21 protein-coding genes, 1 tRNA gene and 1 rRNA gene are annotated in these 25770 nt (G+C 34.0%); 6 read left to right on the top strand and 17 right to left on the bottom strand.

Going from position 1 to position 25770, the window contains the following annotated elements:
- Window positions 1-7: 7 nt before the first annotated feature.
- Window positions 8-307, bottom strand: a complete 300-nt coding sequence (locus F7O84_RS00895) for a hypothetical protein (protein ID WP_151140831.1) — start codon at window positions 305-307, stop codon at window positions 8-10.
- A 329-nt stretch (window positions 308-636) separates the two neighbouring features.
- Here F7O84_RS00895 and F7O84_RS00890 point away from each other — a divergent pair, with 329 nt between their 5' ends.
- Complete coding sequence (locus tag F7O84_RS00890) at window positions 637-1140, top strand: DUF5721 family protein (protein ID WP_151140827.1); 504 nt, start codon at window positions 637-639, stop codon at window positions 1138-1140.
- 111 nt (window positions 1141-1251) lie between these two features.
- A complete protein-coding gene (gene htpG / locus F7O84_RS00885; protein WP_151140824.1) occupies window positions 1252-3315 on the top strand; it encodes a molecular chaperone HtpG in 2064 nt (687 codons plus the stop codon).
- 189 nt (window positions 3316-3504) lie between these two features.
- Here the strand turns inward: htpG and F7O84_RS00880 are convergent, their stop codons facing one another.
- The 5 genes from F7O84_RS00880 to F7O84_RS00860 form a co-directional block, all read right to left on the bottom strand.
- Window positions 3505-4341 (bottom strand): non-reducing end alpha-L-arabinofuranosidase family hydrolase, encoded by an 837-nt coding sequence (locus F7O84_RS00880; protein WP_243140775.1) that lies wholly within the window; start codon window positions 4339-4341, stop codon window positions 3505-3507.
- Between the two features lie 122 nt (window positions 4342-4463).
- A complete protein-coding gene (locus F7O84_RS00875; protein ID WP_151140819.1) occupies window positions 4464-6512 on the bottom strand; it encodes a methyl-accepting chemotaxis protein in 2049 nt (682 codons plus the stop codon).
- Between the two features lie 213 nt (window positions 6513-6725).
- Complete coding sequence (locus tag F7O84_RS00870) at window positions 6726-7106, bottom strand: response regulator (protein WP_151140816.1); 381 nt, start codon at window positions 7104-7106, stop codon at window positions 6726-6728.
- Window positions 7107-7210: 104 nt separating this feature from the next.
- Window positions 7211-8275: a peptidylprolyl isomerase gene (locus tag F7O84_RS00865; protein WP_151140813.1), complete on the bottom strand. Its 1065-nt coding sequence runs from the start codon at window positions 8273-8275 to the stop codon at window positions 7211-7213.
- Entirely contained in the window at window positions 8275-9687 is a 1413-nt protein-coding gene (locus F7O84_RS00860) for an NAD(P)/FAD-dependent oxidoreductase (protein WP_151140810.1), read from the bottom strand. The genes F7O84_RS00865 and F7O84_RS00860 overlap by 1 nt, the downstream gene beginning before the upstream one ends.
- Window positions 9688-9940: 253 nt before the next feature.
- Between F7O84_RS00860 and udk the strand changes: the two genes are divergently transcribed.
- Window positions 9941-10558, top strand: coding sequence for a uridine kinase (gene udk, locus F7O84_RS00855; protein WP_151140807.1), 618 nt, complete (start codon window positions 9941-9943; stop codon window positions 10556-10558).
- Window positions 10559-10657: 99 nt separating this feature from the next.
- Here the strand turns inward: udk and F7O84_RS00850 are convergent, their stop codons facing one another.
- From F7O84_RS00850 to F7O84_RS00815, 8 genes are all read right to left on the bottom strand, one after another.
- The gene (locus tag F7O84_RS00850; protein WP_151140805.1) at window positions 10658-11398 is read right to left on the bottom strand and encodes a LiaF transmembrane domain-containing protein; all 741 of its coding nucleotides are present in this window, start codon (window positions 11396-11398) and stop codon (window positions 10658-10660) included.
- A 74-nt stretch (window positions 11399-11472) separates the two neighbouring features.
- Window positions 11473-12159, bottom strand: a complete 687-nt coding sequence (locus tag F7O84_RS00845) for a YjjG family noncanonical pyrimidine nucleotidase (protein WP_151140803.1) — start codon at window positions 12157-12159, stop codon at window positions 11473-11475.
- Between the two features lie 130 nt (window positions 12160-12289).
- The gene (locus tag F7O84_RS00840) at window positions 12290-13561 is read right to left on the bottom strand and encodes a uracil-xanthine permease family protein (RefSeq protein ID WP_151140801.1); all 1272 of its coding nucleotides are present in this window, start codon (window positions 13559-13561) and stop codon (window positions 12290-12292) included.
- Window positions 13562-13735: 174 nt separating this feature from the next.
- Complete coding sequence (locus tag F7O84_RS00835; protein ID WP_151140799.1) at window positions 13736-14572, bottom strand: Mrp/NBP35 family ATP-binding protein; 837 nt, start codon at window positions 14570-14572, stop codon at window positions 13736-13738.
- Between the two features lie 11 nt (window positions 14573-14583).
- A complete protein-coding gene (locus tag F7O84_RS00830; protein ID WP_151140796.1) occupies window positions 14584-15927 on the bottom strand; it encodes an MATE family efflux transporter in 1344 nt (447 codons plus the stop codon).
- A gap of 15 nt (window positions 15928-15942) precedes the next feature.
- Complete coding sequence (locus tag F7O84_RS00825) at window positions 15943-16908, bottom strand: L,D-transpeptidase family protein (protein WP_151140794.1); 966 nt, start codon at window positions 16906-16908, stop codon at window positions 15943-15945.
- 186 nt (window positions 16909-17094) lie between these two features.
- Window positions 17095-18321: a cell wall hydrolase gene (locus F7O84_RS00820; protein WP_151140791.1), complete on the bottom strand. Its 1227-nt coding sequence runs from the start codon at window positions 18319-18321 to the stop codon at window positions 17095-17097.
- Window positions 18322-18413: 92 nt separating this feature from the next.
- Entirely contained in the window at window positions 18414-19793 is a 1380-nt protein-coding gene (locus tag F7O84_RS00815; protein ID WP_151140788.1) for an RsmF rRNA methyltransferase first C-terminal domain-containing protein, read from the bottom strand.
- Window positions 19794-20028: 235 nt separating this feature from the next.
- Between F7O84_RS00815 and F7O84_RS00810 the strand changes: the two genes are divergently transcribed.
- The 3 genes from F7O84_RS00810 to F7O84_RS00800 all read left to right on the top strand — a co-directional run bounded on the left by F7O84_RS00810 (window position 20029) and on the right by F7O84_RS00800 (window position 22166).
- On the top strand, window positions 20029-21567 hold the full coding sequence (locus F7O84_RS00810; protein ID WP_151140786.1) for a DUF6056 family protein: 1539 nt from the start codon (window positions 20029-20031) through the stop codon (window positions 21565-21567).
- 155 nt (window positions 21568-21722) lie between these two features.
- Window positions 21723-21908, top strand: coding sequence for a hypothetical protein (locus tag F7O84_RS00805; RefSeq protein ID WP_151140783.1), 186 nt, complete (start codon window positions 21723-21725; stop codon window positions 21906-21908).
- 15 nt (window positions 21909-21923) lie between these two features.
- Window positions 21924-22166: a spore coat protein gene (locus F7O84_RS00800; protein WP_151141584.1), complete on the top strand. Its 243-nt coding sequence runs from the start codon at window positions 21924-21926 to the stop codon at window positions 22164-22166.
- Between the two features lie 226 nt (window positions 22167-22392).
- On the opposite strand, the gene F7O84_RS00795 is transcribed toward F7O84_RS00800, so the two are convergent.
- From F7O84_RS00795 to F7O84_RS00785, 3 genes are all read right to left on the bottom strand, one after another.
- Complete coding sequence (locus F7O84_RS00795; protein WP_151140780.1) at window positions 22393-23574, bottom strand: iron-containing alcohol dehydrogenase; 1182 nt, start codon at window positions 23572-23574, stop codon at window positions 22393-22395.
- Window positions 23575-23957: 383 nt separating this feature from the next.
- A tRNA-Trp gene (locus F7O84_RS00790) sits at window positions 23958-24028 on the bottom strand.
- A 126-nt stretch (window positions 24029-24154) separates the two neighbouring features.
- Window positions 24155-25770: ribosomal RNA gene (locus F7O84_RS00785) — 23S ribosomal RNA — on the bottom strand; the annotation flags it as partial.

The following is a 25770-nucleotide window of genomic DNA, read 5'->3' as shown; positions in this document are numbered from 1 at the left end:
TAAAAAACTAGCCACACTTTCTTATGCTATTGACATAATTTAATTTGTTTTTCTTATTTCCTACAAGCTCCAAAATCTTGGCTCTATATTCTTCATCATCTGTGATTCGGGATAAACTGATTAACCGATAGCGGTCCAAATGATACGGAACACTCCTATGAACAGCTAAGTCAATAAGATATTTGGCAGACTTAAAACTATTGAGATGGGTATGACCCTTTTGAAAGTCCTTCACAGTATTGTGAACGATATAACCATCAGAAACCTTATAAATGTTGTACGAATGCTTACTATAAACTTGATTCATGCAAGACCACATCCTTTTCATTTTATATAGATACTTGGTATAAAACAAAAATTAAACGCAACATATGCTATCTCTATATCTTTACTATAACGTTATTTTTAATTAATTTCAATAAAATTATTGTAAAATCAGACAATAGTTAAAATCTTCCTTGTTTTTTCTTATGGTTATTCTATGCCACCAATTCGCTTTTTAATATACAAACTGTTTTATTTTTATTGCTTATTAAAAACATTTCTGTATAATGGTAGTATACAAAATATAAAAACGCTTTAAATAGTTACAGTATACGATACTATATTATTTTAGTAAAGACTTGGGGGATAACTTTGATTGCATTAAAAATCATTGACGTAAAAGATTTTATGTCAAAATTATTAATTTCAGATACTTTTCATCGTTTTATGCTATCGGAAGCAACGATAAATACCTATAATTCCTTCACAATAGATGGACATATCAACAAAGAATATTACAGCAAAGAAGAATTAGAAGAAAAAAATCTTTTAGAACAATCTATGTCTTATTGGGAAACCATACAACCATACTGCTTTGGACTTATAAAGGGAAAGAAAACGCCTCTCGGGTTTAAAATTGTATTTCTTTTATCGCCTTCCAATGTAGAAAAGCTTCTAAATCAAACTAACATTGGATTGGGTGTCAACGACATCAACGGCCTGTTCTTAAATATAAAATACAATAACAATGAAGTACATTGTACGACTGGAACTTCATTAAAATTGTTTACACTTGATAAGTCATTAGAAAACGAATGGGATATGATGGTTCAAAAATTCTTAAAATCAAATGAAATCGCATTTGAAGTCATTTAACTCTTGTTAGCACTCAATCTAATTGAGTGCTAATTTTGTCTTGACATTTGAAATAATGGGTATTATGATATAAGAAATGGTAAAAATGAATGACAAAAGGAGTGTACAAAAATGAGTAAACAACACGGTAGTTTATCAATTGATAGCGAAAATATTTTTCCTATTATTAAAAAGTGGTTATATTCCGATCATGATATTTTCTTTCGTGAATTAATATCAAATAGCTGCGATGCAATTACAAAGTTAAAAAAATTAGAAATCATGGGCGAATATACCATACCTGAAAATCATGAATTTAAGGTGAAAGTAATTATTAATCCTACAAATAAAACACTTAAATTTATTGACAATGGACTTGGTATGACAGCCGAGGAAGTGAATGAATACATTAATCAAATCGCTTTTTCAGGCGCAACTGACTTTTTAGAAAAATATAAAGATAAAACAAATGAAGACCAAATCATTGGACATTTTGGACTAGGCTTCTACTCTGCTTTCATGGTTGCAGATGAAGTACACATTGATACACTTTCTTTCAAGGAAGGGGCAACACCAGTTCATTGGGAGTGCGATGGCGGAACTGAATTTGATATGGAAGAAGGCTCTAAGACTAGCGTTGGAACAGAGATAACCTTATTCTTAAATGAAGATTGTCTTGAGTTTGCAAATGAATATCGTGCAAAAGAAATTATTCAAAAATACTGTTCTTTTATGCCTACAGAAATCTACTTAATTAATGAAACGGCAGAACCAGAGTACGAAACAATATTACCAGAAGAAAAGACAGATAAAGATACTGTAATCGAAACCATTATCGAGGAAGCAAAAACCGAAGAAAAAGAAAATGGAAATGGAGAAAAAGAAATTGTTGAAATTTCTCCTAGAACAGAAAAACTAAAAATATTAAAACGTCCAGTTCCATTAAATGATACACATCCACTTTGGACAAAGCATCCAAATGATTGTACGCAAGAAGACTATAAGTCCTTTTATCGTAAAGTATTTATGGACTATAAAGAACCACTTTTTTGGATTCATTTAAATATGGATTATCCATTTAATTTAAAGGGAATCTTATATTTCCCTAAGATTAATACCGAGTACGATTCTATGGAAGGTACTATAAAATTATATAACAATCAGGTATTCATTGCTGATAATATCAAAGAAGTGATTCCAGAATTTCTTTTATTGTTAAAAGGTGTAATTGACTGTCCTGATTTACCACTAAATGTATCAAGAAGTGCTCTACAAAATGATGGATTTGTGAAAAAGATATCTGATTATATCTCTAAGAAGGTTGCTGACAAGCTTTCTGGAATGTGTAAGACCGACCGTGAATCCTATGAAAAATACTGGGATGACATCAGTCCATTTATTAAATTTGGTTGCTTAAAAGATGAAAAATTCTGTGAAAAAATGACAGACTTCATTCTTTTTAAGGATTTAAATGCTAAGTACTTAACCTTAAACGAATACAAGGAATCCAATCTTCCTAAAACAGACGAAGATATCATTGTTGAAAATGCAGATGAAGCGAAAGATAATTCTGCAGATGAAACAAAGGAAAAAGAAAAGAAGACAATTTACTATGTAACAGATGAGCAACAGCAAAGTCAGTACATTCATATGTTCAAACAAGAAAACTTAAATGCGGTATTATTAACGCATAACATAGATTCTCCATTTGTAACTCAGTTAGAACAAAAGAATGATGATTTAAAATTCCAAAGAATTGATGCTGATTTAACAGAAACCTTTAAAGAAGAAATTGATGTTGAAGCAATGAAGGCAGAAATCGATACTTTAACTGAAACATTTAGGAAAGCATTAAAAAATGATAAACTTGATGTGAAAGTAGAAAAGTTAAAGAATGAGTCAATTTCATCCATGATAACACTTTCTGAAGAAAGCAGACGTATGCAGGATATGATGAAAATGTACAATATGTATGGTATGGATCCTAATATGTTTGGTTCAAATGAAACCTTAGTCTTAAATGCAAATCATGCGCTTGTTAAATATATCTTAGAGCATAAAGATTCTGAACAAGTACCTATGATATGTGAACAGCTTTATGATTTAGCTATGATTAGTCATAAGCCACTTGCCTCTGAAGCAATGACTAAATTTATTGCTCGAAGCAATGAAATTATGATGCTTCTTACAAAATAAATCATAAAAGAAGTGATGCCTATTAATGTAGCATCACTTCTTTTCTATATCCAACTGCTTTGCCATATAGGTATCATTCTATTTTTTATTTTGTCTTTTACTTTCTTTGAATTCTATTGACTGGTATACCTCTTATTTCTTATGATTTTGATTCATCATTATTTTACACCCCTACAACATTCATCAAATTTACTTGTAATTTCGAATCATACCAAGGTCCCATCTCAGCTTTTGATATTCTCCTGATAAGCTTAATGTTCCTTGAATTAGAAAATCAACTTTATTGATATCATTGATTTCTAATTTCTGATTGTAACCAGAGCGTATTAATTCTCCATGAGATACATTTGTTGTCCACTTGGTTGAATTGTAAGATAGATTACCTCTGTGAGCCCACTTTTCAGCAACTTGTGTCCAAGGTCCACCTGCACTTGTTGACGTCCACAATTCATAATACCGTCCATCCTTTGAATCTTCTACAATGAGATAATATTTACCATCTGCTTTTGCCTTATATACATGCGCTCCTTCGAATGTATTTTTAATTGAAACAGATGGTTTGCTCCATCCTCTTGGGAAATTAGATAGAGATGTTTTTCTAATATAAAGGTTACCTGAGCCATCACTTGGTGTGTTATACATATATGCATTTGTATCATCACAAACAATATAGTAATCCCAGCCCATATTTCCAGAAATTCCAAATGATTTTGGTCCTGACCAAGATGTTGGATCCGCAATATTTTTAGTCGTTGCATATGCTGCTCCATACGTTCCATCTTGATATACCAGGTACCACAATCCATGTGGCTCATAATAAAATACTTGTGGAGCACAAAAATAGCTTTCTCCTATTTTACTCAAATATGTACGCTTTGCTGTTTTTAATCCTGATATAGTACTTGCAGAAGTATAAAGCATTTGCCACCCACCACTTTGATTCGCACCAGTGTAAAATACATGGTATTTTCCGCCATAGTAAACGATTGTCGGATCCTTGGCTCCATAAAAATCATATATTTTCAAAGAGCTATTGTACACAATCCATCTACTGTTACTACTATTATATTCGACCTATTAACATTTTAGAACTAAAATAAAACAGAGTGTAATATCTGCTCACACTCTGTTCTTATTCCTACTTCTATCTAAAGCTTAAATTGTCTTACCATTTCATCCAATTCAATGGCAGTATTTTCTTGTTCTACTGAACGATCTGCTACGTTTCCTACTACATCTGAAACCAGTTGGATTGCCTGACTTACCTCTGCTCCATTTTGTGCCGTATTTTGTGCTGATTCAGTGATGTTTTGAATTGCACTCGTAATTTCTGTTACAGTTAACTCAATATTAGAAGACATCTCTGAAACTTTTTGAGATAGTGCTTTAAATTTCTTTGCATCTTCTCCATATTGCTCAGCCACACCTACAAAATTATTGTAATCAGGTGTCACCGTCTGGGTTAAAAATACTAGTATTTCTTTCATATTAATGGTCAATCCATTGAAGGCATTCGTTACTTGATCAATTGTATTCTTAATTTCTTCCACCGCTTTTGTTGTTTCTGTAGCTAGCTTACCAATTTCACCTGCCACAACTGCAAAACCTTTTCCTTGCTCTCCTGCTCTTGCCGCTTCTATTGTAGCATTTAACGATAACAAATTGATTTGTTCTGCAATGCTAGAAATTACATTTGCAAGCGTTGCTATATTTGCAACTACATTTGCATTTTCAATACTTGCGCTTAATTTTTCTTCGTAAACATCCACCAACTTCTCAGCTTGTTCAAAGGAATTTCGACTACTATTTTGAATCTCGATTGCCTTATTTTCTATCTCCACCGCCATTTCAGCGCTGCTTTCTGTCTCGACAGCCAATACATTAACAGATGCATTCACCTCTTCTACCGAAGCATTTAGCTCCTCTGTCGCAGCGCTTGTAGACATCATATCTCCGTTCACATTTTGCATAATTGAATTAATCTGATCAAATTGAGAAGATAATTCTCCTACTGCCTTGTTTAACTGCATACTGCTTTCATTCATCACGGTTGTGCTACTAGTAATATTCTTTATGATATTTTTATTGTTCTCATACATTATCGCTAAAGCCTTACTCATTTTACCTAACTCATCCTTTGATGTTATCTTAACAGGCTCTTTTGAAAAATCACCCGCAGCTAATAATGTAATCGATTTATTGATTTTAATAATACCACTAACAATAGAAGAAATCACAAGAGAAATTATCACAATACATATTAAAATAGATAATGTTGATATGATTGTTAGGCTTGTTGACATACGATTAACCGAAGAAAATAGTTCTTTTTGTGGAATCGTAATACCTAGTTTCCAATTATAACCTTCTAAGGTATCATAAAATAGAGTATATTTTTCTTTGTCAATACTATATTCACCATTTCCACTTTTCTTAGATAATAATTCGTTTCCAATCTTCGCCAGATAAGGATTCTCCTCATCCTTCATATTTACAGTCATAATTTTTGTTTCATCATTGCTAGCCAAATAAACGCCTTCACTATTTAGTAAAAAGGCAGTACCACCCTCACCAATTTTGATATTGTTGACAATCTCTTGAATTGCAGTCAATTCTATATCTACAGTGATGATTCCTATTACAGTTCCATCACTTGTAATAATAGGAGTGGAACAAGAGGACATGGTCAAATTACTTACCTCATCAAAATAAGGTTCTGTTATTTTTGTTTCTTTTGTAGTGATTGATTGCGTATACCAATCGTATTGAAAATAGTCGTATTCAGAATTACTATAATCATATGTAATTTTCGCCTTTCCCCCTTCTTTGAAGATATAAGGACCAATATACTTTTGAGATTGGTCATAGATGTATGGCTCGAACCAAATACCACTTCCTAAAATCATATCATTGTTATATATCAAATTACTTAAAAAAGATTCATATTCTGTCAAGCTTGAATTTTGATAGGTTGCTGCTATCGCATCTGCAATACTTTCAGAGATTTGAGAAATCTCCTCCAGTTCTTTTTTTATAATGGCTATTTGTCCACCAAGCTCACTTTCCATAGTAGATTGAATTTGTTTCCTCACAATATCTTTACTTGTTTGAATACTATAAATACTTAAACATGTAAAAGATATCAGAATAACTGGGATTACAAATCCTAATAACTTAAACTTAATTGATTTAAACATATCAATTCCTCCTAATTTCAAATATAATTACTCTAATCATAGCACTATTTTTAAAAAACTTTGCGATTTCATTCTTTTTTAACCCTTTTTTACAATATCTTTATATATTTAGTTAAATAGTATCATAAGTACATTTCAATTACCTTCTCTCTTATATTCAACATGAAACAAGCGCTCTACCATTAACAGAGCGCTTTCGTTATAAACCTTAGATTAGACTTTTTCTTCTTTTTTCTTTAGCCTGGCAGCAATTACCTTTAATACCATTTCGGGCATAAATGGCTTAAGAATAAAATCTGTTGCTCCAAGTTGAAATCCTCTCATTCTACTATCAATATCCTCTTGCGACGTCAAAAATAAGACCGGTATATTTCTATCATCCGGATTTTCCTTTAATCTTTGAATCGTTTCAAAACCATCCATTCCCGGCATTTGGATATCTAGTAAAATTAAATCTGGCCTATTCTTTTCCATAAATTTTAGTGCCTGTTCACCTGATTTAACAAGTGAAACTTTATAATACGGCTTTAAAAAGCTTTCTACAATTTTTAGGTTGGTCAACATATCATCAATTACTAATATGTGCTCTTGCATCTACAGTTCCCCCTCTTTATACTTCAAAGTCGATTTTAGCACGCATAATTTCATGTTCTTGTACCTATGAAACCACAGTGTTAGAGCGAAGAAGATATTGATTACTACTCTTCAAAATATTGATTGTAAACATCAAAAAAATTGACTGTTTTAACATCACCATCGTCTCCTAGCGTAACAGTATCCCATAGTTCTTCATTAAACTCAGATACAAGTCCATTTAAAAAAACTTCATAAACTTCATCAAAAGCTTTTGCTTTTCTTTGTTCAATGATAACCTCTTTATTGGCATCTGTTGCTTCTATATCATAACTGTTTATGCATTTCATTATGTAAAAACTATCTTCTGTCTCTATTATATCACTTAATTCATCATTTTCCATATTAAAAACAACTTTTTCTACAGAATTCTCCAATTTTCCTCTACCAAACGATAATTCGCAAGTATCATTATCACTATAGTTTTCTGCTAAATTAGCAAAATCTTCACCATTCTTAGCTTTTTCATAAATTGTATTCGCTTTACTATAGGCTTCTTTTGCTTCTTCCTCTGTAGATGGAACTATACTTCCTGACTGGTCTAGTGAATGCTTGTTAATTACTATTTGCTGCACTGTAACTACTCGTGCTTCATCATCACTTACTTCTGTATTCGTTTCTGTCGTAAGTGATGAGTAAACCTTACTTGCAAGCAGGTAATCGGAATATGCCTTTGCAACATCCTCTACTGTAATATCCATATCCTTTACTTGTTCATCACTCAAACCACTAAAATATTCTTTTGCAGCTTGACTTAAAGTGTTTTTTTCTTCTTGTGTCAATTCTATATTATACTGCTTTGAGAATAGTGCCATACTTTTTATTTGTGCTAGCTGTGCAATCACTGTCTTTTTTACATAATCTTCAATGGTCAAATCTCCACACTTTGTTTTCCACATATCACAGCCATATACACTTTCGTATTGATCTTGTAGATTAGTCAGATAAATTTTAGCTTCTGATAAGGTACATACACTATCGTTAACGCGAAATACATCTTTTGCACCAAGCTTATCAACAAAAATAATTGATGTACTTTTAGAGGTACATCCTATTACAATTACTCCAATTAATAAACAAGCAATTAATATAAATCCAAATTTAGTCTTTCTTCTTTTTCTAGTGTTCATCAATACTTAACCTCAGTTTTCTTATTTAAAATACTTCTTGCCACACTGATACCATTTGCAGATGCTTGCTGTAATCCTCTAGTCACAGAAGCTCCATCACCGATTGCTCTAAGGCACTCTATACTTGTTTCAAAATCCTTGTTTACTACTACTTTATTAGAATAAAACTTTACTTCCACGCCATAAAGAAGGGTTTCATCACTTGCAATACCAGGTGTTACTTTATCTAGTGCAAGAATCATCTCTTCAATGTCCACCATAATTCTATGCGGGAATACCAAAGATAAATCTCCAGGAACAGCATCTTTTAAGGTTGGAATTAAATTATTTCTGCAAAGTCTTTCTTCCGTTGTACGTCTACCTCTTTGAAAGTCACCAAAGGTCTGTACTAATATTTTTCCGTCACAAAGCATATTACTTAACTGCGCAATCTGCTTTCCATATTCAATTGGAGTGCGGAATGGCTCAGTAAAATTCTTCGAAACAAGCAAAGCAAAATTTGTATTATTCGTTTTATATTCTTTTGATTTGTATGCATGCCCATTTACTACAGCTAAACCATTCTCATAATATTCTGTCGCAACTTCTCCAGATGGATTGGTACAAAAAGTTCTTACTTTATCATCAAAGGTTGGAGTATAATAAACAAGTTTTGCCTCATAAAGGTTTTTATTGAGAAACTCCATTACCTCATCTCTGACTTCTACTCGAACACCAATATCTACCGTGCCTACTTGTGTTGCAATGTTATATTTTTCACAAATATGGCTAAACCACTCGGATCCTTCTCGACCGATAGCCGATACAATTTCTCCTGCATAAATGGTCTCTCCTTTGTCTGTTAGGACACCCTTAGCCTTATTATCTTCGATAATCAGATCGTTTACCATTGTATTAAACATCATTTCAACCCCTTGTTCTAGAAGGTGATTTTGAAGTTTGTTATAGATCTTGTATCCTTCTTCGGTTCCTAAGTGTCTGATTGGACATTCAATTAATTTTAAGTTTGCGTTTATTGCTTTTCTTCTGATTTCCTGTATTTCTTTGGCTTTATCCACTCCATATATATTGGTATCCGCTCCAAATTTCAAATAAATGCTATCCGATTCATTAATTAATTCCAATGCCTTGTCATAACCTAACATTTCTGGCAAATGTCCCCCTACGTCTGGTGATAAGGAAAGCTTTCCATCGGAAAAAGCACCTGCGCCAGCAAAGCCAGTTGTAATGGAACATGGCTTGCATCCTACACAGACTTTCGTTTGTCTTTTTGGACACTTTCTATTTTCTATTCTTCTGCCTTTTTCTATCATTAATATACTTATATCTTTTTGTTTTTCCTTTAATTCATATGCACAAAAAATTCCTGAAGGCCCCGCTCCTATTATAATAACATCATATTGTTTCTGCATAACATACCCCCAATTATTTAATAAATGTATCAACGTATTGAACTTGTTTACTTTATTTGACAAAATATTTACTTTTACCATAGAAATTATATCACAAACGATCATAAGTGTCCATCGCTAGCAGCATGTAAAACATCTCTGTATCTAATTATTCAAGTTTTGACACAATTATATAAAACTCCATTCTTTTCTACTTGCAGTCTGGTTTTTTATATTCTATAATAACACATGAATAAAAAATCGGAGGATTACCATGAATCAAATATACGTAATTGGCGTAGCTGGAGGCTCTGCTTCTGGAAAAACAACCATTGTAAATAATTTAAAGGACTTTTTTAAAAATGATATAGAACTGATTAGCCATGACTGTTACTATAAAGCGCACTATGACATGCCTTTTGAAGAAAGAGAAAAATTAAACTATGACCATCCCAATTCATTTGATACTGATTTATTAATTTCTGATTTATTGAAGTTAAAAAATGGTGAGGTTGTTCATCGCCCTGTTTATTCCTATACAATACATAACAGAACAAAAGAAACAATCCCACTCTATCCCAAAAAGGTTATTATTGTAGAAGGCATACTCATTTTAGAAAATGAAGAGCTTCGTAATTTAATGGATACCAAAATCTATGTGGATACCGATGCAGATGAGCGTTTGATGAGAAGAATTCTACGTGATATGAAAGAACGAGGAAGAACGATTGATTCGGTCATGGAACAATATTCTAATACAGTAAAGCCAATGCATGAGCAATTTATTGAACCTTCTAAAAAATATGCAGATATCATTATCCCTAGAGGAGGCGAGAATTTGACTGCACTTAATATTTTAAAGGAGCATCTTAAACTTGTTTTAAACCAATAAGTTTATGTAAAGTTATTGGCTTTTTTTAAGTAAATTATTCATAAAAAATAAAACACTCTTGAGCCAATTACAAAAGCCCAAGGGTGTTTACTTTATACTTTATTTAATGCTAACACCACCAAGAATACATGTGGCATTCAAATAAATAACGCTTGTATAATTACCTGTATATGGTTTATTTGACACTCCGCCAAGAATAGGAACTTGTTCTACCCTTACTTCAACATCAGCTGGAACAAAAATATCTACACCACCAAGAACAGTTGCGACATCAATATAGGAATGATCCTTAATCTCTGCATTTCTTAAATCAAGAGTAATTGCACCCAATACAGAATTCAGAGTAATACCTTCGAATAATTGGTCTGCATAATCAACTACCTTAGAGTTTAACACACAAGTTGCTTGATTCCCTTTTAGATTCGAACGTTTAAAAGTATCTCCTTTATAATATGTATGATTGTTTTGCTCATTATCTATTTCTTTTATATGCTTTTTCTGTTCATAATAATCTTTATTTTTATGATAGTACCCACTGTTTTTCAAAATAATATGTAAACCTATGATAATAAATATAGTTGGTAAAATTAACCTTGAGAATTGATAGCTATCATATATTTCTGATAAAAGAAGTAATATTCCAATGCTAATTCCGACTAAATTACCAACCCCTGCTCCTCTTTGAATGATGCTAATTCCGCAAGGAACAATGATAAATAACGTCCACCATCCATCAAAAAACAATTCAAAATTCCATCCCCATAAAATATTTCCTAAAAACCCGATTCCGATTATTATAAAAACTAGCCCCCATAACACATTACCGATTCTGTTTCTCATTCAAACCTCCACTCGCTTTTTGCTTTATAACATTCATTCGTAATTATTATAGTTGTTACATTCTTTTTTTGCAACTAATTTACTATGTGAAGCAGTTCTGATAATTTTTTAATTTCGTAGTTTATTTTAACATCTAAATCACATGATAAATGAAAAGGATTAAACCAGCAAGTGTCAATACCAGCATTATTCCCTCCTAAAATATCTGACGATAGCGAATCACCAACAATTAATGTCCTTTCTTGACAAATATCAGGAATTCTGGCAAAACAATAATCAAAATATTCCCTCATCGGCTTTTGAAATCCTGTTTCCTCCGAAATAAACACATCTTTCATATATTGATCAATTCCTGAAGCTTTCAAACGACTTCTTTGTGTTTTAGTAACCCCATTTGTCACGATATATAAATCATGTGTCTTTGAGAGAGTATCAATAATTTCCATTGCACCATCTATCAAATCATGACCTTGTCCAAGTAGCTCTTGATATTCATCTTCAAATGCAACACCATCTCCCTCTAAGCCAAGTCGAGCAAATAATGTAACAAAACGCGTATAAATAACCTCTTCTTTAGTGATTTTCCCCTGTTCATATTGATTCCAAAGACTATGGTTGATTTCATCATAAATTGTTTTTACATTATCATTTAATTCATAATTATGTTTTTCAAAAGCCATTTTTAACGCATTCTCCTGCGCCGCATGAAAATCCAGTAAAGTTCCATCTACATCAAATAAAATAATATCATATTTCTTCATCACAATTCACCTTTCTTCTTGTACAAATATCTGCTTTCTTACTAAGTGCATCAAGCAGGCTGTATCCTATGCAAAAACAGATTGTAGTATATAAATTATACCACAATCTGCTTTTATTTGGCTTCTATATCTACTCCAATATACTATCTTTACCTTCTGGTAAAATCGCTGCTAAGAACATACCCACAATTGCTGCTAGTGCAAGTCCAGAAATGGTTACAGTACCTACCACTGGGACACTGTCACAACCAATACCTAGTACAAGGATAAGTGCAGCAATCATTAGATTTCTACTATTACCAAAATTAAGTCTGGCATTGATTAAGATACGTACACCAACAGAAGAAATCATACCATATAAAACAATACTAATACCACCACTTACAGGTCCAGGTATACTTGTAATCAAACCACCAATCTTTCCAAATATTCCTAAAATAATTGCGAATACTGCTGCAATACGAATAATAGAAGGATCATAATTCTTTGTTACTGCTAACACACCAGTATTTTCACCATAAGTAGTATTTGCTGGCCCTCCAAGCAAACCTGCAAACGCAGTAGCCAAGCCATCTCCTAAGATTGTCCTGTGTACACCTGGATCAATCATAAAGTTCTTACCTACCACTGCACTATTTGTTGTAATATCACCCACATGTTCAATTAAAGTTACAAGTGCAATAGGTGCAATCGCTAAAATGGCATCTACTTTAAAAACAGGCATAAGGAATAATTGAGTTGTGATATTGGAGTCCATGAAAGAGAAGAATTCTGCATTTCTTACAGGATCAAGATTAACAAATCCCATAGGAATACTAACAATATATCCAATGATAATAGCAAAAAGAATTGGCATTAGATTATAAATACCTTTTGCAAAAACCGAAATACAAATAACCGTTGTTAAAACAATTACTGTAACAAAAACTGCCTTTAGGCTAAACTCATTGTTATAATAGAATGCTGAACTTATAGCTGAGCTACTAAGTCTTAAACCAATTACTATGATAATCGGTCCAGTTACGATAGGTGGTAACAATTTATTTACTTTATCATATCCAACTAATTTTATCAAAGCTGCAAATAAAACGTAAATCAATCCCGCTACAATCAATGCCCCTTTAACTGTTGCAAGTTTCTCAAGAAAATCTGGGTCTCCCATTCTTGAAGAACCTATAACAGAAATAATTCCTCCCATAAATGCAAAACTTGAACCTAAAAAAACAGGTACTTTTTTCTTACTAACTAAATGAAAAATTAAAGTTCCACATCCTGCGCAAAATAGTGTGATTGAAGTATTCAAACCGGTTAAAGCAGGTACTAATACAGTAGCACCAAACATCGCTAATACGTGTTGAATACCAAGTATAATCTTTTGATTATAACTTTTTTTGTTATCCATGCTTGCCTCCTCATAAGTAAAGCGGATATTAATTATCCGCTTTCAAACTTTTCAACTTTATTGCCTTAAACACTATACTACACATTCCAAGATATTTCAACAAGCAATTTAATTTTTTTATGAAATTGTGAGACTAAAAAAACAAGGTGTATTTAAACTGTTTTGGCTGGTCTGTTATAGCTTTGTTAATATCTGCGAAGCCTTTTGTATATAATCATTTTTAATACGATAAAACTCTCCCGCATCTGCTGCACTAGCATAATCTGGCTCAATTGGAACCTTACCTAATACCTCAAGTCCTAGCGTGCCAGCTATCTCATCAATATGACTTTCTCCAAATACTTTTATCTTCTTATCGCAATCTGGGCATTTGATAAAGCTATAATTTTCAACAATTCCTATAATTGGTATATTCATTGTTTTTGCCATATGGTATGCCTTTTTCACTATCATACTTACCAAATCTTGAGGAGAGGTTACTACAACAATTCCGTCAACTGGAAGTGATTGGAAAACGGTAAGAGGTACATCTCCTGTTCCTGGTGGCATATCAACGAATAAAAAGTCTAATTCTCCCCACATTACATCGCTCCAAAACTGCTTCACCATATTAGAAATGACAGGCCCTCTCCATATAACAGGAGCCTCTTCATCCTCCATTAACAGATTGACAGACATAACTTTAGTTCCATTTTTTGCTTCCTCAGGATAAATTCCTTCTTCTGTTCCTTGTGCAGGTCCTTTTAATCCAAACATTTTTGGAATCGATGGACCAGTGATATCCGCATCAAGTATTCCTGTTTGATACCCTTGTTGTTGCATAAGTGTGGCTAAGGAAGCAGTAATCATTGATTTACCCACACCACCTTTGCCACTTACTACTCCAATTACTTTTTTAACATTTGAATGAATGTTAGGTTCAACTAAGAAACTTTGTGTAGCGCCTTTGCTTGGACATCCTTCACAACTTTCCTTTGAACATTCTGAATTATTACAACTTTTCTCTGACATCTTTCATTCTCCTATCTTGTTATATTTTTTAACCATTTATAGCTTCGAAACCTTATTGTTGTAAATGGCAATTTAAGTATTTCATCACTCATTAATAAAATGTAAACAATCGGTACACTAAATTTAAATACAAAAGCAGCAAGTGCTCCTAAAAGAATCGATCCACCCCACATACTTAATATATCTAATATAAGGCCAAAACGGGTATCTCCTCCCGAGCGAAAAATTCCTACTACCATGGTTGTATTATAAGCCTGACATAAAGTAAAATATGCCATTACCAAAAGCATAAATCCAAGATAACTTTTAGCAGCATCTGTCAGACTAAGACTGCTTATAATAAATGGTCTGATTAAAATAATTAATGTTGCGCCAAATCCACCAAATAAAATACTTAGTTTCACAAATCTTTTTGAATAGATTTTTGCTTCTTCATATTTTTCCTCACCGATTGTCTTACCTAGCATAATCGCAGCAGCAGACGCAATTCCAAATGATATTACAGTAGCTAGCTGCCTCGTAACTTGTGCAACAGAATTAGCTGCCACTGCCGCACTACCCATATGGCCCATTACCGCCGTATTAGCAGAGGAACCAGCTCCCCACATCAATTCATTCAATAATACTGGAAAGGATAATATTAAAAAATCTCTAAATAATGTCTTGTCCATTTTAAAGATATGAGAAAAACGCAAATGAACTTCATGTTTACCTTTGATTTCATATCCAATAACAATGCACAATTCAACTGCTCTTGCAATCAACGTAGCAAGAGCCGCTCCTTCTATCCCCATGGCTGTAAATCCGAATAGCCCAAAGATAAAAATAGCATTTAATATAATATTGACAAGTAAAGAAATGGAATAAACAACCGTGGAAATAATAACCTTTTCTATACTCCTCATAATATTTAAGTATATCATAGTGATAGCATTTAATGTATATGCAATGGAAATAATTCTTAAATATTTTATTCCTTCTTTAATAAGTACTTGATCAGCTGTGTAAACTCTCATTAATTTTTCGGGAATTAAAATAGCTGCAAACGAAAATACAAGTGCAACCATGATACCGATTCGAAGTGTTATTCCCATTACTTTTTCGATTGCATCAATGTCCTTTTTCCCCCAATATTGTGAAGTAAGCACCGCTGCACCTGATGTAAGACCAAATAATATAAGTGTCATAATAAATTGAACCTGACCAGCTAGTGATGAAGCAGAAAGTGACGTTTCCCCAACCTTACCAAGCATCACTACATCAGCCGTTGTTACACCAACATTGATTAAATTTTGCAATGCTAGCGGTATTACTAAAGAAAATACATTTTTATAGAAATTTGTTTGAATCTTCATTTTTTATCTCTCGTTCTAATCTTTCTCGTTTTCATAAAATATGATAACTGGTGTCCCTATCTCAATGTTATCAAATATCATTTTAACATTGTCATAAGGAGTATTGATGCAACCATGTGACCCATTTGTCGTATATATATTACCCCCAAATTTACTTCTCCATGATGCATCATGAATTCCAATGGAGCCATAAACCTTCATCCAGTAATTTACAAATGCAACATACCCTGTCCCGACAAGTTTTGTATTTCTCACTTTATTATAAATATAACCAACTACTGTTGGAGTCCCATGCCCTTTCGCTAGATTCCCTGTAACTATATTCGTTGAGACGATTAGTTCACCATCTTTATAAAACCACATTTTTTGTTCACTCATGTTAACTTCAACATAAGTATTCCCAATGTCATTCATTCCTCTAGCAAAAGCTTTTTGCTTATAGACTGGCTCTCTATCTTTAATCGATTTTCCCTCATTAATAAGGGCAAGCAATTCTTTTGTCTCTTCTTCCTGATCAATTTCCCAGCCATAAGGCCCTCCTGATACAGTAACTACATCACCATGAGAATCGACAAACGGCCGTTCAATCCCCACCGTGTCATATTTCTTTGCCAGACCTTTTACATACTCTTTTACATTTTCTTCTCTTAATAGAACTTGTTTCTCGTCAACTGTAATCCATTTTTTAATCAGCTCACTATCTACTACTTCTGTGTCCTCACCAAATTTATATTGAATATTTGCGACTGCAAAATCATTTATCATTTTCTCCTCTAGCTTTAATTGAGGAGTAATATTATCGAATTCCTGATTTTCACTTACAATAATATTGGAACTAAAGACTGTAATCTTTTTTTCTGCTTCAAATTTTGGTTGTGACTCTTTTTGTATTTTAAGCTTTACGACCCATATTCCTCCTACAATAGCGACAATTCCTATTCCAGCCATTAAAGTAAGTAAAATCCTTTTACTCTTACTCATGCCTTTTGATTCCTTTCTGCTTCGCCTCCCAAACAGAGCAAGCCTAACTTATTCTCTACTCAACCATATTCATTACAATTTATAGTTAGAACTTGCAATAAGCGAGCGGATTGTATATTTAATAGAATTATCCTAGATACAAAAAGGTGTCGACTCCGTCGGCACCTTGTAAACAGTCGTAATGAATCAAAAAAACACATGATTACCAATTACCGTTCCATCAATCATAGAATTGGCAGTTCTAAATTGTAGCCAACTACCAGAGGAATGTCCATCCAATACACGTTGCGCTGCCGATACACAGCTGCTGTTCGCACCTTGCGCCAAAACCAGTGCAAATCTCCCACTTGCTACTGGAGAGAATTGGCCACTTTGATATATCACTCCTACTATTGTATTTGGATAGGAAGAACTTCTAACTCGATTCATGACAACGGATCCAACGGCGAGTTTGCCTTCCGTACTTTCGCCACCAGCCTCACATTGGATGATTGCTGCAAGCATTGCCAAATCACCTGCGGAACTTGAAGAGGCTCCTCCTGCATTATTTTCAGAATCTGTAGATGCACTTTGTTGACCTTTTGTAGTGGCTTCTTTTTCTGCTTTTTCTTTCGCAGCCTTTTCCTTTGCTGCTTTTTCTGCTGCTGCCTTTTGCTGAGCCTGTAGCTGTTTTAGATTTTCTAACTTGTCGTTTTGCTCTGCTAGCTTTGCTTCATACTCTTTTGCTTTCTTTTCAGTTGCTTCGATTTCACTAGAGTAAGAAGATATCTTGGTAGAAGTGGAAGCAACTACCTCTGCAACCTGTTGTTGCTTTACCTCAACTTCATTTTGTAATGCAAGCAATTCTTCTTGCTCTTTTACAAGCAACGCCTCTTTCTCTGCAATTTCTTCTTTTGTTTCTTTAAACTTCGTTAGCATATCACGGTCGTAATCATATATCTGCATAATGTATTCTGCTCTATTTAAGGCTTCTGATATACTTTCTGCTTCAAGAAAGAGCTGAAGATATGTAGTGTCACCATTCTCATACATAAATTTAATACGAGTCTTCATATCTATGTATTGTTTTTCTTCTTTGGCTTTTGCATCATCTAATTCCTGCTGCGTCGTTGTAATCTCTTCTTCTTTTGTTGTAATCTGATTTCCTAAATCCTCTAGTTGTTCACTTAATTCCATAAGCTTAGCATTTAATTCACTCAAATAAGTCTCTAACTTATTCTTTGCCGATTCTAAATTATTGACTTTATTTTTTGCATCATTAATATTTGCTTCTGTGTTTTTTTTCTGCTTATTAATGTCAGTTATTTGATTTGATATACTTGTTTTAGAAGATGCTTGTGCCGGTAATGTAAGAATAAACGATAATAAAATTGCAATGGTAACTTTCATAAAACTACTGCCGTATATTTTCATAAAACAATCCCCTTTAAATTTGTATCCATAAACAACACTACTAGTAATATTACTATATTTTAACTATTATTACAACTAGTCCACTTGAGCAATTATTGCCAGCGCCATGAAGAACTATATTTATTCTTCAAAATTCCATTGTTTAATTTTCCCCATCCAAGCGGAAAATGGTCTACGCATATGAGTTGCCAACCTGATTCCCCCTTCTCTACAATGTCACTAACATCAAGTGTTTCTCCCTTTAGATATTTAATCACTCTATTATCTTCGACTGAAAAATTAATAGTAAAATCAAACTCCTCTTCTCTTAAAGCCAAGGCAAGAGCCTGACTTGGTTCAAATCTATTTTTCTTAATTTCTCCAAGCAACAAACCGGAACGAAGGAATCGCACCCCTTTTAAATTCTTCATGTACTTGGATACATAAAATACTCGTTCCCCTTTTATATCAATATATTTACGTTCCATATCCATATGAACATTTTTAAGGAACGCTTCTAATATATCCGACTCTGTCTTTGTAATCTGATATGACTCATCAGTAGTTATATCGGATGTTTTTTCTCCTTTTTTATGAAGTAATGCGAGAAAATGTCCCTCGGCTTCCATTTTATGTGGCCATATACGAACCGTTTTAGTTAATTCTTCACTTCCATTTACAAGTTCTGGTCTTCCTTTTGAAAATCCCTCAAACCCTTCTATCTCTCTTAATTCAAAATCCTTATACGCATCTAGAAGAAATTGGATGGTCCCCTCATTTTCTACTGGAGAAAAAGTACACGTAGAGTACAACATGAGCCCACCTGGTTTTAACATTTTTGCAGCTTGTACTATAATATCCCTTTGAATCTTTGCATAAAACTCAGGTCCATTTTTCTCCCAACTGCTAATAATAGCTGGGTCTTTGCGAAACATTCCTTCACCAGAACATGGAGCGTCAATTAAAATTTTATCAAAATACTCTTCATAATAATTAAGAAGTTTATCTGGGGTCTCATTTACTACAAATACATTTGATATTCCAAAAAGTTCAATGTTTTTAAGAAGTGCTTTTGCTCTGGAATTACTGATATCATTAGCAACTAAAAGCCCCTCTCCCTTAAGTTTTGAACCTAATTCTGTAGCTTTCCCTCCTGGTGCCGCACACATATCAAGTACCACATCACCAGGATTTATCTCTAGACGTGATGCAGGGGTCATTGCACTTGGTTCTTGTAGATAATATAAACCAGCATAATAATAAGGGTGCTTTGCAGGATGTTCCTTGCTTCCATCATAATAATATCCATTTGGAATCCATGGTATCTTATCTATTTTAAAAGGACATATTTTTTCAAATTCTTGCGTTGATATTTTATTTGTATTCACTCGTAGTCCATACATTCGTTTATAGTTGTAACTTTTTAAATAATCATCAAATTCATCACTAAGAATCTCTCTCATTTTATTCTCAAATAATTCAGGTAACCGCATGATTTATTCCTCTAACTTTCTATGCTTACTTTAGATTGTTGCTCCTATCAACACTCCTAAAAACAACCTATACTATTATATCATAATTTAATATCAATAAAAGATTACAATTCATTTAATTATTGTACAAACGCTTGCCATATTTTATAAATATTGCTACAATCAAAGTTAGCTTTGCAGCTTGGTTTTAAAAAACAGTTTTAAATAAATTAAATGTTCTTAAGGAGGCATTTTTGTGACTTGGTTATTTGATATGTGTAAGTTTTTTTGGGAAAAATACATTCATAAAATAGTATTTTCAAGAAAATTTTTTGCTTTTATTTCAGTTATCGTATTGATTGTTTCAACTCTTCCGCTTTTTATCATTGGTTTTTATAATCATCCAAGTGCAGATGATTTTAACTATACCATTTTAACGGGCGCTGCTTTAAGGAATAATACTGGTATATCAGCATTTTTTGCAGTGATTGCTGCTGCAATTGAAAGAGCGACCAGCTATTGGGGCATTTGGCAAGGGACTTATGCTATGAGTTTTTTTGCAGCGCTTCGTCCGTCACTGTTTTCTGAACAGTTAACATTTTTACATTCTGTTATACTAATTGGAATTTTAATCGTATCTATTTTCTACCTATATTATGTATTACTATATAAAATGTTAGGTACCGACAAATATATTTATATTATTTTGTCATCTGCCACTGCCTTTTTATCAATTCAATATCTTCCTAATCCAGTAGAAGGATTCTTTTGGTATACCGGTGGTGTCGGATACACATTTTTCTTGTATTTAGCCTTTATATTACTTGGAAAATCATTATTAGCTTTTCATACACAAACATTAAGTACAGCTAATTGCATTGCACTTTGTATCTTATCGTTCGTTGTCGCAGGAGGACATTTTGCTATTACATTGCTTGGTTTTGTCTGTACAATTATTTTATTTATTGAATCTATCTTGAAAAAAAATCTATCTAAATCCTTTAAGATAAAATATGGGATTAATACTATTGTTTATCTGATTGGATTTGCATTATGCGTTGGTGCTCCAGGTAATATGAGACGCCAAGAGTCATTTACTGAGAAACAAACCGTTATTGAAACAATTATAAAATCATATTTGCATGGACTTGGATATGCTAAATTATATACCAATACAGTTGTATTCATGGGAATACTTTTTATAGGTATCATCGCCTTTATAGGTCTTAAAAAAGTAAACTATAAATTTAAATATCCAGTAATTTTTACTTTAGTTACCTTTAGTATGTATGCAGTTTTATTAATGCCTGGTTATTATTCAACAAACGGAATTCCTGCACCTCGTTATCTGGATATTATTTATTTTGGAGCAATATTATTTTTCTCAACTAATATTATTTACTATGCTGGATGGTTAAGAACTAAAATAAATGAATTAGAGCAGAGTAACTGGTTGGGTGAGCATTATGTGAATGTAAAGCCTATCATTGGTAATTTGATTTTATTTACATTTGTATTATATGGTATTGTTCACTTAACAACACTTGAAATTAGTTTGTCCACTGGTGTGCGAGCTGTGAAATCAATTGTTAGCGGAGAGGCAAAAGAATTTGACAAACAAATGGATGAACGTGAGGCTCTCTATCATGATGATTCCCTAAAAGAAGTTTATATCTCACCTTTAACAGTGTACCCTGAATTAATTTATTTTGATGATATTACAACTGATAAAGAAAATTATGCGAATTATAAAATAGCTGAATTTTATAATAAGGATTTTATCGTAATCAAATAATAATTTATAAAAGACGAAAAAATAAAGATGTTCTTTTGAATATCTTTATTTTTTTATTTTATTAATTTTTTTATTTTTCTTGGGCATACTAATTTTGTCTAAGTAACTGATAAAGTTATCTAAATCAACTTATTTTATTTAAAGGAGGCAAAACAATGCAAGAGATTTCAGAACTTGATTTACAGAATTTAAGACATTTGATCGGAGGACATGATACCGCTCATTGTAAATTTTCTGCTTATGCAGAACAGGCAAACGATTCACAGGTAAAACAATTTTTTCAAAAATCAGCTCAATCCGCTGAACAAACAAAACAACAATTAATCCAGTTTTTACAATAGGAGGTGTTAGTTATGATGATGGAAAAAACAATGGTAAGTGATGCTTTAGTTGGAATCAATGGTGAACTTACACGTTATGCAGAAATGATTACCCAAACTGAAAATCCTCAGTTAAAACAAACTTTAAAGCAGCTTCGTAATCAATGTGAAGCTTCTCAGGAAGAATTATACCAAATCGCAAGAAGTAAATCATACTATGTTCCTGCTTCTAAAGCTTCTCAGGAAGAAATTGCTCACGTTAGATCTCTTTTTAAGTAAATTTAAACTTATGCATGATACGAAATAAGATAAGCGGCTTATTTTCTCATGTATGATTAGAAATTAACTAAGTAGGCATAAAATCTAAAAAAGGGCAATATGCCCTTTTTTAGATTTTATTATAGAAACAGTAATCCTATACTTTTAAAATACACCCCTCTAAAAGAAAATTACTATAAAATCATCTAAGTATTTAATTTGCAAAGCAATCCCTTCTATGTATAATTTAGAAATTAACTTCTGTTCCATAATAGATACAATTAAATAATTTTTCCATTAAGTCTGGAGTAATCTGTCTTGGATTTGATCCTGTACAGGCATCGCCTACTGCAAGCTCTGCAATTTTAGCTACTTTAGTTTTGAACTCTTCTTCGTTAATTCCAAACTCTTTTAACGTTTTTGGAATTCCTAATTTTACATTATAATCATCAATCTTTGCACACAGTTTATGAATCAAGTCTTCTTCGGAATCTCCTGTAATGCCAATAAATTTAGCTATGTATGCATAACGGCTTTTTGCTTCTTCATTTTTAGAATTAAATTGGATAACATATGGTAAATAAATTGCATTTGCACATCCATGAGGAATATGTCCTGTGGAAAACGCTGCACCTGTTTTATGAGCCATAGAATGTACAATTCCAAGTAATGCATTACTAAATGCCATACCTGCAAGACACTGTGCATAATGCATCTGCTCTCTTGCTTTGCTATCTCCTTTATAAGAATCAATTAATTCTTCAAATACCATTTGAATCGCTTTTAATGCAAGTGGATCTGTAAATGGTGAATTTAAAGTTGATACATATGCTTCAATTGCATGTGTTAGTGCATCCATTCCTGTATGTGCAGTCAATGTAGGAGGCATTGTCTCTGCTAATTCTGGATCAACAACAGCTACATCTGGTGTGATATTAAAATCAGCCAATGGATATTTCACTCCAGAAGAATAATCTGTTATTACTGAAAAAGCTGTAACTTCTGTTGCAGTACCAGATGTTGAAGGAATTGCAAGGAATTTCGCTTTTTGTCTTAATTCTGGAAAATTAAAAGGTGTAATTAAATCTTCAAAAGTTGTTTCTGGGTATTCATAAAATGCCCACATTGCCTTTGCAGCATCGATTGGAGAACCACCGCCAATCGAAATAATCCAATCTGGCTCAAATTTTCTCATAGCTTCTGCGCCTCTCATAACCGTTTCTACAGAAGGATCTGGTTCTACATTCTCAAATAATTGTGTTTCGATTCCAGCTTCTTTTAGATAATCTAATACTTTATCTAAGAATCCAAAGCGTTTCATTGAGCCACCGCCAACTACAATAATCGCTTTCTTCCCTTTTAGTGTTTTAAGCACTTCTAGGCTGCCTTTTCCATAGTATAAGTCTCTTGGTAATGTAAATCTTGCCATAATGAAATACCTCCTAATGATTGATTTATGTTATTTTAATTGTTTTTACTTATTCAGTATATCACACAACTATCATTTATACAATTGTGTTTGTGAATTTTTAGACAAATTTTTCATTTTAAATATATTAACTATTTTATATATTTTGTATAAGGAACTAGTAAATTGACTCAATAATATATACTTATATTATAATTATTTAAAAAAATATATTTCTTAAACTCTTAATTTCTTTTATTCTTCGTCAATTATTGACTTTCCTTTAACATACCTGTATTGTCATTTAACAATCTATTGATCCTTCTTTTATATTAATTTATGCGAAGCAATAACTTCCTTATTGTACAAAAAAAGAGCTAATAAATAATTTTATTAGCTCTAAGCAGGGGAAGAGGGATTCGAACCCCCGTGAACAGTTTTGGAGACTGTCATCCTACCACTGGATGATTCCCCTCTGCACATATACTATGATACAAGACAAGTGACTATTACTAGTCACTATACTATACCTTCAAAACTGCACATGAAATTCGAATAATGTATGACGACTCTCTTAGCAAGCTCTCACCTGCTAAGCTCTTTGGTCATGCCCTCGACCGATTAGTAACAGTCAGCTACATGCATTACTGCACTTCTACCTCTGTCCTATCTACCTTGTAGTCTTCAAGGGGTCTTACTAGCCTGCGCTATGGGATATCTCATCTTGAGGGGGGCTTCACGCTTAGATGCCTTCAGCGTTTATCCCTTCCGAACTTGGCTACTCTGCCATGCCTTTGGTAGACAACAGATACACCAGCGGTTCGTCCAACCCGGTCCTCTCGTACTAAGGTCAGCTCCTCTCAAATATCCTGCGCCCGTGCCGGATAGGGACCGAACTGTCTCACGACGTTCTGAACCCAGCTCGCGTACCGCTTTAATGGGCGAACAGCCCAACCCTTGGGACCTACTTCAGCCCCAGGATGCGATGAGCCGACATCGAGGTGCCAAACCACTCCGTCGATGTGAACTCTTGGGAGTGATAAGCCTGTTATCCCCAGGGTAGCTTTTATCCGTTGAGCGATGGCAATCCCACTTTATACCACCGGATCACTAAGTCCTAGTTTCCTACCTGCTCCACCCGTCGGTGTCACAGTCAAGCTCCCTTATGCCTTTGCACTCTGCGAATGGTTTCCAACCATTCTGAGGGAACCTTTGAGCGCCTCCGATACTCTTTCGGAGGCGACCGCCCCAGTCAAACTCCCCGCCTGACATTGTCCTCCCACCAGTTTATGGTGGCTAGTTAGAAATCCAATACTGCAAGGGCGGTATCCCAACAACGACTCTGGTATGACTGGCGTCATACCTTCCTAGTCTCCCGCCTATCCTGTACATGCAGTACCGAATCCCAGTATCAAACTGGAGTAAAGCTCCATGGGGTCTTTCCGTCCTGGCACGGGTAACCAGCATCTTCACTGGTACTTCAATTTCACCGGGTGCATTGTCGAGACAGTGCCCAAATCATTACGCCTTTCGTGCGGGTCGGAACTTACCCGACAAGGAATTTCGCTACCTTAGGACCGTTATAGTTACGGCCGCCGTTTACTGGGGCTTAAGTTCAAAGCTTCGCTTGCGCTAACCTCTCCCCTTAACCTTCCAGCACCGGGCAGGCGTCAGCCCATATACCTCACCTTTCGGTTTTGCATAGACCTGTGTTTTTGCTAAACAGTTGCTTGGGCCAATTCTCTGCGGCCTGGCTTTCACCAGGCACCCCTTCTCCCGAAGTTACGGGGTCATTTTGCCGAGTTCCTTAACAATGCTTCTCCCGTCGGCCTTAGGATTCTCTCCTCATCCACCTGTGTCGGTTTACGGTACGGGTACAATAAAAACAATAGCGGCTTTTCTTGGCAGCTAGCTCACACACTTCCCTACTTTAATTTCGGTCCACGTAACGCCTTCTCATTGATGTACGGATTTGCCTATACACCAGATACCTCGCTTGTACCGGTCTTTCCATTCCCGGCTTGTGCTTTCTCTCTGCGTCCCCACAGTTCTGTTTTATTGCAGTACAGGAATTTCTACCTGTTGTCCATCGACTACGTCTTTCGACCTCGCCTTAGGCCCCGACTTACCCAGGGCAGATCAGCTTTACCCTGGAAACCTTGGATATTCGGCCTAGAAGATTCTCACTTCTATCTCGCTACTCATTCCGGCATTCTC

Source organism: Candidatus Galacturonatibacter soehngenii, assembly GCF_008830185.1.
GTDB classification, from domain to species: domain Bacteria; phylum Bacillota; class Clostridia; order Lachnospirales; family Lachnospiraceae; genus Lachnotalea; species Lachnotalea soehngenii.
Note: the sequence above shows the minus strand (reverse complement) of the source record. Positions and strands in the feature narration are given on the sequence as shown.